A 13,482-nucleotide genomic window follows, 5' to 3' on the forward strand; every position below is an offset into this window, starting at 1 on the left:
CGGCGGCCCGCGCGGTCGATTGGAGCTCGCGCCGCGAACGACGCTCCGGCATTGCTGCCCGCACCGAGATTAGCGTTCGCTGGGCGCGCCACGCCATGGCAATTAACGCCAAAATGCATTCGATTCGCGCCATGAGCGCGGCTCGATGCCGTATTACGAATCGGACGGTTTCGAGCCAGTGAATGGATCGTCACGCGCGAACGGGCGCTCTCCGGTGCCGCCACGGCATGGTCTCTTCGATCTGGCGCGCGACCGCGAGGAGCACGCCCTCCGAGAACATGCGGCTCGAAATCTGCAATCCGAAGGGGCGCCCGTCTCGAGTGATCCCCAAAGGAAGGCTCATGGCCGGCAGTCCGGTCACATTGAAGATTGCCGTGTATCCACCCAACTCCGCCGCGGCGGCAAAACCCTCTTCCGGGGCGGTGCCGCCAAAAGCACCAATCCGCGGCGCCGGTTGCGGAACCGTGGGTGAGAGCCAGATATCGACGGACTCGAGCACGGGGAGGTAACGCGCGTCGAGCGCGGTGTGCAGCTCGAGGATGTCTCGCGGATGGAGCGCCTGGCCGGCACGCGCCAGCCAGCGCGTGATGGGTTGGGTCCTTTCCCAAAGGGTGAGCGGGCAAGTTCCGATCTGATATTGCCAAAGCGGCAGAACCTCTTCGAGCGACATTTCGGGCAACGTGCCCTCCTCGACCGCGTGCCCCAGATCGGCGAGGCGTCGCGCCGCCTCCTCCACCGCGGATGCGATCTCGGGGTGGGTCGACGCCAGCGGTGTATGCGTCAGATAGCGGATCTGGAGGCGCTTGCACGGCTCGCGGGCGAGCTCGGCGAAGGGCCGGGTCGGCGGCGGCGCCCAATGGGGACGGCCGATTGTAACACCGGCCATCACGTCCAACATGGCGGCCGCGTCGTCCACTGTGTGGGCCATAGGTCCCGACGTATGTAAAATGCGTCGATCGCTCATTCCAAGTGAGTTGGGCAAGCGGCCGCGCGACGGTTTGAGCCCCACGACGTGGCAGAACGCCGCTGGAATGCGGATGGATCCCGCGCCATCGGTGCCTTGGGCCACCGGGAGCATCCCCGCGGCGAGGGCGGCGCCCGACCCGCCGCTGGAACCTCCCGCGGAGTGGTCGGGCGACCACGGATTGCGCGTGGGCGGATGGATGTCCGGCTCGGTGACCGGCATCGCGCCCCATTCGGACGTGGACAATTTGCCCAGTAGGATGAAGCCGGCGCGGCGCAGCGACCTCACGGTCAAATCGTCGATCGGGAGCCATACCGGCATGACCGCGCGCGACCCCCAACGGGTGACCATGCCGCGAACGACGTTGAGATCCTTGATTCCGGTCGGTATGCCGTGAAATGGAGGCAGATCTCCTCTGGCGCGACGCCGCTGCACGTCTTTCCATCGCGCCGCCGCGAGCGCGCGCCGGCGCGATACCGTCACGAACGCCTGGAAACGTGGATTGAGCCTCTCGATGCGCTCCAAGTATCCACGCACCAATTCTTCGCTGGAGATCCGGCCGCTCCGCAGGAGCCGTTGCTGCTCCAGCGCGCTCGCATCGAGGACGTCGTCCATGACGCCCCTCTAGCACGAATTACCGCGCCCAGCCCGGAACGGGATAATTGCCGAGGTTCGCGGCGAGGTAGGCGCCCCGCCGGAGGAAGGTGGCATGCCGGTGCAAGCCAATGGCGATCCCGTGCGAGGGGACGCCAATGGGATCCTCGAGGCCGTTCGATTCCACGCCGACCACCGTGGGGTCGGAGTCGAACGTGTCGTTCAAAAGTACGCCAGAGCCCGAGTCGCCGGAGTCGACGGATTGGCCGAAGGCGAACTGCCCATCCACCACGTGGAAAATGGATTGCCCGCTGTTCCAGGAGAGGTCACACGGGGCATCCGCACAGATATAGGGGATGTTGCGGAGGATCCGGCGCTCCAGGTTGCCGTCGTCCGTTGGAGTGAAAAGCCCGCGGCCCACGATGGTCACTTTACCGTCGGCCGGCGGACGGGCGTGGATGTCGCGGAACAGATCGAGCTTGGGGAGCTTGACCCCGTCGATGTTCTTCTCGAGGACCAGATAGGCGATATCGTCCTTGCAGAAGTCCAGACTGGTCGGCGCGAGGAACCGGCTGGTCTCGACCCAAACGGGATGATCGTTCAGGACCGTGTGCGAGAGGGTGATTCGAGAGCCGGCCTGCGATCGAAGCGAACCGAAGTGGTATTCGCATCGCGGGTTGCCCTCGGGCGGCCCCTCGACGAGCTCGTACAAACAATGCTTCGCCGTGAGGACGAGATTCGGGGCGACCAATGTCCCCGTGCACCGGACGTTCTGCCCCGTCCTCGCGCACGAGCCGACTTCTCCCTTTGCCGGATCGGTGTTGAGCGCACCGATGCATACGCCGACGGCGAACGGGTGATCGGTGTCGATGGGAGCACGGTAGAGCGCGCTCTGGTCGCTGCCGGTAGGCTCGTTGCTCTGGCCACCTTTGTCGCTGCCGCAACCCGAGGTCACCGCCATGGTGGCCCCGAGCGCAAACATCCAAGTCGTTCGATGGGTCGGACTCATCTCCAGGTCTCTTTCTCTCGAGTGTCGATCTAAATACCGCTATTGCGTCTGCGCCGAGCGCAGGACGAAACATGCCAATGCGCAGATTAGCCTGCATTGTTCGTCGGCGGCTCTTCGGTGGTCTACCATGCGCGCGCGACGCCGCAAAGTCGGATTCGCAATCAGTCGAAAGTTGCTGTTGCAGCAAATATTTAGGAGCAGAATCGTAATTTGAAAATGTACGTAGCGCGTCACGACGTATGGATCGCGCCGCGACGGGCGGGAGCGTGCTCGTTTTGGCGCGTTGGCGGAGCTCGTCCATCGCGCGCGATCCTTATTCCGCTATGGCCAATCCATTCGATCTGCGCAATTATTTCGTCTTACAAATTAATATGAAATGAATTGTCGCGTTCTTTCGTAGGGTGGTCGAGCTCGCTCTCCGCGTCCGTGCTCCGCATGATTTGCGGGCCGTCATGGACGGATTACCGAGAACGCGTAAAAGGTACGACTCGGCCCCAGCCCGAGCGGGATATTCGTATAGCCATTTCCCCAATAGACGGTGCCATTCGAAATAGCCGGGCCGGCGTTGGAGGTCCCCTCGCCCAAGAAATCGAACAAGACCGCGCCGGTCCGCGCGTCGAATGCGTACATGTGCCCGCTGGTGGAGCCGGCGTACACGACGCCGTTGGCCGTGGAGACGGCGCCCATCCCCATGCCGCCGCTCGGATCCGCGATCTGCCAGAGGATACGGCCGGTCGCGGCGTCGAGCGCGGCGTACGAGCCCGACGTAATGGTGGTGCCATTCGGCAGCGAGTGGGGGCGGCCATCGAAATTGGTCGCGGCGATGAAGATGCGCTGATCGGCCGTGGCCGCGCCCCACATGATGCCGCCGAGCGGACCACCCGGCGCGACCGATGCACTCCACACGATCCTCCCGGTGCACGCATCCAAAGCCCAATACGTGCCGTTCTTTTGTCCGGCGCCCACCACCAGCCGCGGGCCGCGCGCACCGGGAATGGTGAAGAGCTGGGCGCCGGTGCCGAGATCGGCGTCGGGGCCGTGGTGAATGGGGCAGTTGTTCGGGGGGAATCCGGGCAGGCACGCGTTGGTCCAATCGTCGAACCCCTCGGTCCCCTGTTTCCACGCGATGGCGCCGGAGTCCATGTCCAGCGCGAGGATCGAATCGACGTGGTTGTCCGGGGATTGGCACGCCTTCGGCGAGCCGCCCGCGAGCTGGCAATCCTTCACGGCGCGCGGAACCGTATAGTTGTTCCCCGTGGTCACGTAGATGCGCCGCTGCTTCGGGTCGATGGCGGGGGCGCCCCAAATGGAACCGCCGCTGTAGCCTCCCCGTGCTCCCCCGTTCTCCGGGACGGTATACGTCTTCCATCGCACCCGACCGGTGGCGGCATCGACCGCGGTCATGCTGCCTCGAAAGGTGCAGCACGGGTAATTCGGATCTTCGGCGGCGCCTGCCTCCTGAGAGGATACGGGCTGAAAGACGGTATCGCCCATGACCAGGGGAGACGCCGTCAGGCTCGCCTCGGGGTGCTCGTCGAGCCGCGCGCGCCACACCAGATCTCCGGTGCGGGCCGACACGGCCATCAGAAGGCCGCCGTGATGCTGTCCAATGTAAACGAGCCCATTGGAGACCGCGGGGCTACTCCGCGCGATGGCGCCCGGGGTGCCCGTGTACTCGGAGATCGCCCGCGACCAAATCGCGCGGCCCGTGCGAGCATCGACTTTGTGCAAGAAGCCGCCCCAATCCGGGAAGTACACGGCGCCGTCGACCACCGCGGGGGTGGCCGATACGTCGCCCTGGGTCGCATACGTCCACGTGACGGCCAACGACGGGGCGTCGTGCGGGCCAATTCGGAGCTCGGCGGGATTCGAGCGCGTGTTTCGAATGTCGTGGCCGCCCGACGGCCAGCCGTGAAGGCCCACGGCCGACTGCTCGTCGGACGTCGGAGGCTCCCGCGAGCCCCCATTTGCAGAATCGTTGCACGCGGCCGACAGAAGCACGACCGCGAGCGGAGCAGGCCAACTTCGCGCATTTCGCAATAGGGCAAACCCTTCGAGGATCATCTCGACCTCCTCTGTGAATCCGTCGTCGGATCGCGATGCGACGGCCACCTAGGCTACGATTATGTCGTTCCATTCGGCTCGGTAAGATCATTAATAGTGGACGCATCGTTCCGCTCATGGAACGATGCGCCGATGCATCTGGTCGCGCTGCAGGATTTGATGACCATCATCCGCCACGGAGGATTTGCGCCGGCGAGTCGGGCGACCGGCACGCCGAAGTCGACGCTCTCGAGGCGTGTGCGTGCGCTGGAAGAGGAGCTCGGCGTCCGGCTCGTGGAGCGCACCTCGAGGACCTTTCGGCTCACGGCCGAGGGCACCGCGCTGTGCGAACGCGCGTCGCGTGCTTTCGCCGAGCTGGATGACGCCGAGCGCACGCTTCGCTCCTTGGATGCCCATCCCCGCGGCCCGCTTCGAATCGCGGTGCCTTATGTCTTCGGGCACCTGTTCATGGGACGGCTCTCGGCCGAGTATCGGTCCGCCTATCCCGATGTCGATTTGGAGGTCGTATTCGCCGATCGCCCCGTCGACGTCGTTCGCGAAGGCTTCGACGCCGCCATCGTCATCAACGCATCCGACACCGCGGACCTGATCTGTCGCCGTTTCGCGCGCGATCGGCTGGTGTTCGTCGCACCGAGGAAGCTGCTCAACCAGCGTACGAAGGCGAGGGCGACGTCAGAGACGCCGTGGCCCACCATCGTTTACGAGCCGCTTCCCCTCCGCGCCGCGTGGCCGCTCGTGGAGGGCGGAAGACGGTTCGTCGCGATCCCGGCGCCGGTTCTCCTTCTGCGCTCCAAGCTCGTCATGCGCGACGCGGCCCTCGCAGGCGCGGGCGCCGCCCTTCTTCCCCGTGGGCTGGTCGAAGCCGATCTTGCATCCGGCCGGCTCGTGCGGGTGGGGTATCTCGAAAATAGCGATACGGTGGTGTCGATCGTCCACCCTTCACGCCGCCTCGTGAGCGGACGATTGCGCGCGTTCATCGAGCTCTTGGTACGAACATTCGCGATGGACGCGTAGATGCCGGCCGGTGACGGGCTCGACAACGTCTTTTTTTGTCCGGAGAGCCAGGCCACGTTCGTCGTGTGGGCATCCACGGCGTACACCTATCCACCACGACCAAGCGAGAAGACCCATGGCCGACTTCATTTATCTCTACCGCGGCGGCAATCCACCCTCCGAGCCCGACGAGGTGCAAAAGCAAACACACAAATGGCTCGCCTGGATGAAGGAGCTCGGCGCCAACGGCCATGTTCGAGCCGGCAATCCCCTCGAACGCCATGGTAAGGTCGTGCGCGGCAAATCGAAGACGGTCACCGATGGGCCATTTGCCGAGGCCAAGGACTTGGTCGGTGGGTATCTGCTGGTCCACGCAAAGGATTTCGACGAGGCCTTGGAGCTGTCGAAGGGATGCCCCATTTTGGACATGGACGGCACGGTGGAGGTGCGCGCCATCCACCTCGTGAACGTGCCGGCCGTCGACGGCGACGCGTGAGCGATCGCCGGCCACACGACGTGAGCGACCTCGAGCTCGGCAACCTGTTTCGCCGAGAGGCGGGGCGCATGACATCGGCGCTCGCGCGGGTCTTTGGCGTGCACAATCTGCCGCTGGTGGAAGACGTCGTGAGCGACGCGATCTTGCGCGCCCTCGAGGTGTGGAAGATCTCGGGGGTCCCGGAGAATCCCGCCGCGTGGCTTACGGCGGTGGCCAAGAATCGCGCGATTGACGTGCTCCGGCGCGAGAAGACGGCGCGCACCTTCGAGCCGGCCCTCGCCGCGGCGCTTTCGACCGAGTGGGCGCTGGTGCCGGCGGTCGAAGAAGCCTTTCGCGACGAGGTCGTGAAGAACGAGCAGCTGCGGATGATGTTCGCGTGCTGCCATGCGCAGCTCGGCGAGGAGGTGCAGGTCGCGCTGGTTTTGCACCTGCTCTCCGGCTTTGGTGCGCGCGAGATCGGCGCGGCCTTTCTCGTCTCGGAGGCGGCCGTCGAGAAGCGGCTGCAGCGCGGCAAGGCCAAGCTCGCGGAGGCGCGCTCGCTGCCGAGCATCGACGAGGGCCGCGTGGCCGCGCACCTCGGGGCCGTCCATCGCGCGCTCTATTTGCTTTTCAACGAGGGCTATCACGGTGCGCACCGCGAAGGATCGGTCCGCGAGGACCTTTGTGCCGAGGCCATTCACCTCACGTCCTTGCTGGCCACGAGCGACGCGACGAAGAAGCCCTCCACCTTCGCCCTGCTCGCCTTGATGTGTTTTGCCGGCGCGCGCCTGCCCGCGCGACGCGACACGAACGGGGAGCTGGTGGCGCTCGAGGACCAAGATCGCGCGCGCTGGGACCATGCGCTCGTCCGGCGGGCGCTCGCCGCGCTCGAGTCCGCGGCCGAGGGCGACGAGCTCACGGCCTACCACCTCGAGGCGGCCATCGCGTACGAGCACGCCGCCGCGTCGTCGCGCGCCGACACGCGATGGGACCGCATCGTGGCCTTGTACGAAGCGCTCATGCAGCTCGCGCCCTCGCCGGTGATCGCGCTCAATCACGCGATCGCCGTGGGGGAAGCGGAGGGCCCGGAGCGCGGTCTCGAGGCGCTCGAGGCCATCGATGACGCCGATCAGCTCGACGATTACCCCTTTCACGCGGCGGCGATGGGCGAGCTCTTGTTGCGCATGAACCGTCGCGCGGAGGCGCGGCGCGCCTTCGAAAAAGCGTGCGCGAAGGCCCGCACCCCCGACGAGAGACGGTGGTTCGCGACCCGCCTTCGCGCTTGCAGCGACGCTTGATGCGCGCGCGCCGAGAAGGCGCTACTTCAAATAGCCGTCGATGAAGTCAGTATAGAGATCCACGCGCGTGTAGTAGCCATACGAGACGCACGCTTGGAAGATGCTGTCCTGCCCGTACGACGTGACGCCCACGATGGTCTCCTTGCCGTCGACCTTCAGGAACGCAGGGCCGCCAGAGTCGCCGTGGCACGACTTCTTGGTCCGGGTGCCGGTCTCGATGACCGATTCGGTCACCTTGCGCAGAGGGACGGTCACCTCGCGTTTGACCCCGCCGCCGCTCCGCGTCCAGCCGTCGTCCCAGCCATAACCCACCAGGCGTACGTCCTTTCCTTCGTCGCTCGACGTGAGCGCGGCGCGGTTGAACGGCAATGGGGAGATCGCGGTCGCCTCCTCGAGGATCGCCACGCCGATGTCGTACGGTTGGTCCGCCGGCTTCGATCCATCGTATTGGGGGTGCGGGTGAACCTCTTTGACCGCGAGGTGCTCGGACGCCGCCGTATCCTGGGCCTTGGGGCCTGGGATGATCGTGTACACGGTACCCTCGCCCAAGGTGGCGGTGTCGATGCAGTGGGCGGCGGTGAGCACCACCGTCGGCGCGATCACTTCGCCCGTGCAGCCATACGACTTTCCGTCGGGGGTCTTCATTTGGAGGAAGACCACCGCAGGATCTCCGCGGTCCTCGACCCCGCCGATGATCGCGCTGCTCTCTCGCTCCGTCTCGTCGACCGCGCCTTGCGTTTGGGCGCTGCACCCCGCGGCCGAAAGCAACGCGGCCACCATCACGACTGCTCGTTTCATGTGCACCACTCCTTCATCGCACGCGGCAGCGCGCGAGAATGGATTGCATCGATTGCAATCACGACTTCGTCAATGGCCATGGCTCCGCAAGCGCGCTCGCAGCGGCTCGCGCGACCACCTCGCACGGCTGCAACACCACTCCGCGGAACCAGGCCGGATCGATTACCCTCCTGAGTGCAGGCTCGCGCGCGGGGTTATGAAACGAGCTTCACGAATTCGAAATGAAACGACGCTTCGTCGATTCATCGAAGGTCGCTCGATCCTGAAAAGAGCCGCCGGCGAAGGGATCGTCGCTCGATGGCGCCGGGCTCGTCCCACTTTGGAGCGCACGGACCGACACGGGTCCGCGATGCCGCTTTTCGCGCCGCGAAGCGCGCCCAGCCGGCTCTCGATGCATCATACATCTATAACGTCCGACCGTTTCGACTGCACGTGGGTGTGAGCCGGGGGCCGATAGCCACCTAGCAGATTTTGGGCGCGTGCACTGAGCTGCGCGGGCGCGGCCATGAGATCAGGAAGCGGCTCCCTCGCTGTGCAGCAGAGAAGTTCTGCGTTTCGATCTTTCTCAAAATGAGGAGAGAACTCCCATGAACCGACTTCGAAGTCTGGCCGTCGTTGCAGCGTCGGCGTCGATTGCATTCGCCGTGTCGGCGGGGTGCGGTGGTGTGAACGATTCGTCGCTGTCCAACGATCAGAACGGCGGCCTGAACGGCGGCGGTAAGCCGGGCATCGGCGGCGAGATCGATGACAAGGCGGCGCCGGTGGGGGACGATTTGAAGAAGTGTCTCACCTCGACGGCCAAGGGCACGCTCGCCGCGGTGAACCTGGTGACCATGTTCGATCAATCGGGGAGCATGGGCGATGACGGGACGCCGGCCGGGAACAACAAGCGAACGCGCTGGGATCCGGTCACCGCGGGCATGAAGGCGTTCTACTCGGATCCGGCGTCGGCGGGCATGAACGCGTCGCTCCAGTACTTTCCGTTGAACGATGGCAGCGGGCAGCCCGTTTGCTGGGACTATTTCTACTCGACGCCGGACGTCGCCCTCACGGGTCTTCCGAGCGCGGACCTGGTGCGCTCGATCGATCGGCACGGCCCGCTGGGCGGAACGCCGACCGATCCTGCGCTGCGGGGCGCCATCAACTACGCGAAGAGCGCGGCGCGCGCGCGGCCCATGGAGGCGACGGCCGTTCTGCTCGTGACCGATGGGGAGCCCAATAGCTGCAGCAGCACGGTCGACGGGGTGAGCGCCCTGGCCGCGGCGGGCTTCCGCGACACGCCCTCGATTCCAACGTACGTCATCGGCGTGGGGCCGCAGGCGGCGGCGGGCGGCGCCATCGACGTGATCGCCAAAGCCGGCGGCACCGGGCAAGGCATTCACGTGGACACCAACGATCCGGCCAAGACGACGCAAGATCTGGTGGCGGCGCTCAACAAAGTCCGCGGGCAAATCATCTCGTGCTCGTTCGGGATCCCCGCCCCCACCGACGGGAAGCAGCTCGACTTGGACGCCGTCAACGTCGTCTACACGCCCACCGGCGGACAGCCCAAGACGCTGAACTACAGCGAAAAGTGCGACCAGGGATTGGGCTGGCACTACGACAACCGCTCGGCGCCGAAGAAGATCGACCTCTGCAACGCGACCTGCAATACCATCCGCAACGACCGCTCGGGTCAAATCACGATTGCCTACGGCTGCAAAACGAACGTCAAAATCAATTAGTCACTCCGCGGGACACCCGCTCCGAGCGCCCCCACGAACGGCGTACCGCCTCCACGCGTCGAGGCCTCGCACATCATCCCCGACACACGCGGGACACCCGCTCCGAGCGCCCGCACGCAGCCGGCGCGTTCTAACTATCGATTCGATACGAATCTCCGTACTCCCCACACGCGCGGGACACCCATCACATCCGAGCGCCCCGCGCCGCGGACTATTTATCGATTCGATACGAATCTCCGTACACCGTCCACGCGCGGGACACCCAGTCACATCCGAGCGCCCCGCGCCGCGGACTATTTATCGATTCGATACGAATCTCCGTACACCGTCCACGCGAGCGGCGGATGGAGATCCAAATTCCCATTCTTGAGGAAGACGCGCTGCTCGGTGTCGATGCGGCTGGTGTCGCGGTGCGCCGGCTCGCTCTTCATGGCCTTGACGCGCGCGTCGAAGAACGCATTGAGGTAGGCCACCTCGTCGCCGCCTTGCGCGGGTGTTTTGGCCTTCTTCAGGGCCGCCGAGCGGATCCCCCCGAAGCTGGTCGAGCTGCTCCCGGGCCCGTGCATGACGATGGCGTCGAAGTAGGCGAATTGCCCCAGCGCGCCCAGACCGTCTTTCTTGGCCTGGCGAACGGCCGGGTTGAAATACACGCGATCGCGCTCGTCGTTCTGCGCCTTTTGGAAGGACGTGTCCTTGGCGGCCTTCTCCCAGTCCTTCGTGTAGTTGGGATCCAACCCCTCGTGCGAGGGCGTGCCGTTCACCTTGCGCAGCGCGGGCAGGTATTTCTCCAGAATGTTACCCGGCTTGATCTTCTTGTAATATTCGACCAGCTCCAGCATATCGCCGGTTCCGGAGCAGAATCCGATGATGCCGCCGGTGTAGCCGCGTTTGTCCTTGATGTCCTCGATGTATTTGTATCGGGACTTCCAATCGAGCGTGGAGTTCTCCGCGCTCGCCACGATTTGCATCGCGATGTCTTTCGTGTGCGGGTCTTCCAGATCGCCGCCGGATGCGACAGCCCCCTCCGCGGTATCGTACGGCGATTCTTCGTCTGCGGGCTCGCTGCTGCTGGCACACGCGGTGGCCGTGACGGCCAACATCAGCGCCGACGCGACGAGGAGACTTCGTCGAGATGCGTTCTGCACCCATCGGATTCGCATGGGAACTCCCTCCGACTATGTTAGGAAACTTTCCTAACAAATTACCTCCAATTCCACCGGTGTCAATGCGGGAATTCATCATAGATGCACTCGTGGAACCAATCCTGGAAATTTGCATCAATCGCTTGGTGCGCGCGCGATCCGGGCTTCGCGCGAGGCGGCGACGAAGATGGTGACGCCGATGACGGGCGCGATGGCCGCGATCGCAAACGCCGCGGAGAAAGCACGCTGATCGAAGAGCCGGCCGAACACCGGCATGATGAGCGCAATCAGCGCGGACCATCCCCCCACACCCATGCCCGCGATGTATGCCGCGTGTGCGGTGGTGAATGTCGCGGTGCCATACGACAAGGTGCCGACCACGAAGCCGGCCGCGATGAACATCGCGAAGAAGAGCCCTGCCAGGACCAAGCCCGCGTCGTGGAGCATCGGGATCGCGGCCAGCGGCAGCCCCAGGAGCGCCAGCATGGCGAAGAAGGGAACGAAGTCCTTGCGCGCCGATTTGCGGGTGCGATCGATGTAATATCCCCAGAAGAAATAACCGACTTCCCAGCCGAGCGGCGGTATCCAGAGCACATGGCCGAGCGTGGCTTGGTCGAGGTGCAGCGCGCGGCTCAAATAGATGGGCGCCGCATACGTCACGAACCCAATGGGGACGCCGCCGAACGCGTACCCCGCGACGAAGGCCCAGAGGCGAAGATCGCGCGTGCTCGGGCGCACCACGTCCGGCGGGGTCGGGCGGCTGCGCACGCTCGGCGCGCGGCTGATGACCGTCCAAAGTACGAGCCACGCGATGCCCAGCGCGCCCGTGCAGAGAAATGCCACGCGCCAGCCGATGGCGATGGCGACGGGCGTGATGAGAATGGGGGTCAGGACGGCGCCGAGCGATCCGCCGCTGTAGGACACCGCGATGCCGCGCGCGCGCAATCGGTCGGGCAAGGTTTGCGTGACCGTGCGGAGCGCGCCCGGAAAGGTGGCTCCTTCGCCGAAGCCGAGCACCGCGCGTGCAGCGGCAAACGTGAGGAGCCCGGAGGCGAACGCGTGGGAGGTGGACGCGGCCGTCCACACGGCGACGGCGATGGTCATCCCCACGCGCACACCGATCCGGTCGAGCACATGCCCCCAAAAGGGGTTGCCGGCCATGTACGCGAACGAAAATGCGGAGATGATCCAGCCGTATTGCTCGGCGCTGAGGTTCGTCTCGCGAAGGATGGTCGGTGACAGAATCGCCAAGGTGTTGCGATCGATGTAGCTGACGATCGACACCAGCATCATCGCGACGGTCGGCAACCAAAGCTTCGGCGAGGGGCGATCCATCGCCCCACTCTACGTGAGAGTGGCGCCGCTTTGCTCAGCCGCGTGTGTGCAACACCACGCGACCGAACGCTTGGCGCTGCTCGACATAGGTGTGCGCCTTGGCGGCGTCCGCGAGCGCGAACTGCTTGTCGATCACCACGCGCAGCTCCCCGCGGGCCACGCGCTCGATGCACTCGGCGATGGCGCGATGCGTCTGCGCATGCTCGTGGTCCAACGACGACAAGAGATAGAGGCCGATGAGCGAACCATTCTTGGCCCACAACGGGTACGGATCGAAGAGCGTCGGATCGCGCCCCGCGCGCCCCAAGCTGACGATGCGGCCGCGGTAGGCCAGGCATCCCACGCTGTCCTGCAGGTTCTTCCCGCCCACCGAGTCGAGGACCAGATTGACCCCTCGGGGCCCCACCGCCTTGGCGACGGCGTCCTGCAGCGACGATGTTTTGTAGTTGATGCCGTGTGCGGCGCCGAACTCGCGCAGCCGCGCGAGCTTGTCGTCGCTGGACGCGGTGGTCAGCACCTCGGCGCCGGCCTCTTTCGCGAGTTGAATCGCGGCGAGGCCGACGCCGCCGGCGCCAGCGTGCACGAGCACCTTTTCGCCCTTGGCGAGGTTGCCGAGCGCAAAGAGCGCCACGTGCGCCGTGCCGAAGGCGACGGGGACGCTGGCGATGGGAACGAGATCGGCGCCGGCCGGGACGGCCCACGTCCGCGCCGCGCTGGCGGCCACGCGCTCCGCATACGCGCCGTTCGGCACGACGGATACGACGCGATCGCCAACGCGGAAGTTCTTCACCTGGGGGCCCACCTCGCGAACAGTGCCGGCGCATTGATAGCCGACGATGTGCGGGCGCGAGAGCAACGGTACACGGGAGCGGTTGATCATGTCCCCACCCTCCACGCTGATCACCTCGACGTCGATGACGATGCCGTCGGGCGGGCAGGCCGGATCGGGGACATCCTCGTAACGGAAAACTTCCGGACCACCGTTTTCATAATAAACCGAAGCTTTCATGGGTCACCTCGTGCCGTGGACTCCGAGTCTTGGGGCCAGAGGAGGCGCCAGTAAAGCTCCGCGTGGAGAAATCGGAG

Annotated in this window: 10 protein-coding genes and 1 pseudogene; 4 read left to right on the forward strand and 7 right to left on the reverse strand. The window is 65.3% G+C overall.

Annotation, left to right across the window (positions count from 1 at the left end; genetic code table 11):
* Positions 1 to 190: 190 nt before the first annotated feature.
* The 3 genes from LZC94_39730 to LZC94_39740 form a co-directional block, all read right to left on the reverse strand.
* Positions 191 to 1,579, reverse strand: coding sequence for an amidase (locus tag LZC94_39730; GenBank protein WXB13948.1), 1,389 nt, complete (start codon positions 1,577 to 1,579; stop codon positions 191 to 193).
* Positions 1,580 to 1,598: 19 nt separating this feature from the next.
* Complete coding sequence (locus LZC94_39735; protein WXB13949.1) at positions 1,599 to 2,567, reverse strand: trypsin-like serine protease; 969 nt, start codon at positions 2,565 to 2,567, stop codon at positions 1,599 to 1,601.
* Positions 2,568 to 3,017: 450 nt separating this feature from the next.
* Entirely contained in the window at positions 3,018 to 4,631 is a 1,614-nt protein-coding gene (locus tag LZC94_39740; GenBank protein WXB13950.1) for a PQQ-binding-like beta-propeller repeat protein, read from the reverse strand.
* A 132-nt stretch (positions 4,632 to 4,763) separates the two neighbouring features.
* Between LZC94_39740 and LZC94_39745 the strand changes: the two genes are divergently transcribed.
* From LZC94_39745 to LZC94_39755, 3 genes are all read left to right on the forward strand, one after another.
* Positions 4,764 to 5,645 carry a LysR substrate-binding domain-containing protein gene (locus LZC94_39745; protein WXB13951.1) on the forward strand — a complete coding sequence of 294 codons (882 nt, stop codon included), beginning with the start codon at positions 4,764 to 4,766 and terminating at the stop codon, positions 5,643 to 5,645.
* A gap of 115 nt (positions 5,646 to 5,760) precedes the next feature.
* Positions 5,761 to 6,120 carry a YciI family protein gene (locus tag LZC94_39750; GenBank protein ID WXB13952.1) on the forward strand — a complete coding sequence of 120 codons (360 nt, stop codon included), beginning with the start codon at positions 5,761 to 5,763 and terminating at the stop codon, positions 6,118 to 6,120.
* On the forward strand, positions 6,117 to 7,397 hold the full coding sequence (locus tag LZC94_39755) for a sigma-70 family RNA polymerase sigma factor (GenBank protein ID WXB13953.1): 1,281 nt from the start codon (positions 6,117 to 6,119) through the stop codon (positions 7,395 to 7,397). The genes LZC94_39750 and LZC94_39755 overlap by 4 nt, the downstream gene beginning before the upstream one ends.
* A 21-nt stretch (positions 7,398 to 7,418) precedes the next feature.
* On the opposite strand, the gene LZC94_39760 is transcribed toward LZC94_39755, so the two are convergent.
* A complete protein-coding gene (locus LZC94_39760) occupies positions 7,419 to 8,195 on the reverse strand; it encodes a trypsin-like serine protease (protein WXB13954.1) in 777 nt (258 codons plus the stop codon).
* Positions 8,196 to 8,782: 587 nt separating this feature from the next.
* Here LZC94_39760 and LZC94_39765 point away from each other — a divergent pair.
* On the forward strand, positions 8,783 to 9,919 hold the full coding sequence (locus LZC94_39765) for a VWA domain-containing protein (protein WXB13955.1): 1,137 nt from the start codon (positions 8,783 to 8,785) through the stop codon (positions 9,917 to 9,919).
* Between the two features lie 293 nt (positions 9,920 to 10,212).
* On the opposite strand, the pseudogene LZC94_39770 reads toward LZC94_39765, so the two are convergent.
* From LZC94_39770 to LZC94_39780, 3 genes and pseudogenes are all read right to left on the reverse strand, one after another.
* Positions 10,213 to 10,938: pseudogene (locus LZC94_39770) on the reverse strand (chitosanase).
* A gap of 258 nt (positions 10,939 to 11,196) precedes the next feature.
* Entirely contained in the window at positions 11,197 to 12,396 is a 1,200-nt protein-coding gene (locus LZC94_39775; protein WXB13956.1) for an MFS transporter, read from the reverse strand.
* A 34-nt stretch (positions 12,397 to 12,430) separates the two neighbouring features.
* The gene (locus tag LZC94_39780; protein WXB13957.1) at positions 12,431 to 13,405 is read right to left on the reverse strand and encodes a zinc-binding dehydrogenase; all 975 of its coding nucleotides are present in this window, start codon (positions 13,403 to 13,405) and stop codon (positions 12,431 to 12,433) included.
* Between the last annotated feature and the right edge of the window lie 77 nt (positions 13,406 to 13,482).

Source organism: Sorangiineae bacterium MSr11954 (assembly GCA_037157815.1).
In the GTDB taxonomy this organism is placed as follows: Bacteria; Myxococcota_A; Polyangia; order Polyangiales; family Polyangiaceae; genus Pendulispora; species Pendulispora albinea.

Coding starts and splice junctions, on each gene's coding strand:
- LZC94_39730 (WXB13948.1), bottom strand. CDS start 1,579: ATGGACGACGTCCTCGATGCGAGCGCGCTGGAGCAGCAACGGCTCCTG.
- LZC94_39735 (WXB13949.1), bottom strand. CDS start 2,567: ATGAGTCCGACCCATCGAACGACTTGGATGTTTGCGCTCGGGGCCACC.
- LZC94_39740 (WXB13950.1), bottom strand. CDS start 4,631: ATGATCCTCGAAGGGTTTGCCCTATTGCGAAATGCGCGAAGTTGGCCT.
- LZC94_39745 (WXB13951.1), top strand. CDS start 4,764: ATGCATCTGGTCGCGCTGCAGGATTTGATGACCATCATCCGCCACGGA.
- LZC94_39750 (WXB13952.1), top strand. CDS start 5,761: ATGGCCGACTTCATTTATCTCTACCGCGGCGGCAATCCACCCTCCGAG.
- LZC94_39760 (WXB13954.1), bottom strand. CDS start 8,195: ATGAAACGAGCAGTCGTGATGGTGGCCGCGTTGCTTTCGGCCGCGGGG.
- LZC94_39765 (WXB13955.1), top strand. CDS start 8,783: ATGAACCGACTTCGAAGTCTGGCCGTCGTTGCAGCGTCGGCGTCGATT.
- LZC94_39775 (WXB13956.1), bottom strand. CDS start 12,396: ATGGATCGCCCCTCGCCGAAGCTTTGGTTGCCGACCGTCGCGATGATG.
- LZC94_39780 (WXB13957.1), bottom strand. CDS start 13,405: ATGAAAGCTTCGGTTTATTATGAAAACGGTGGTCCGGAAGTTTTCCGT.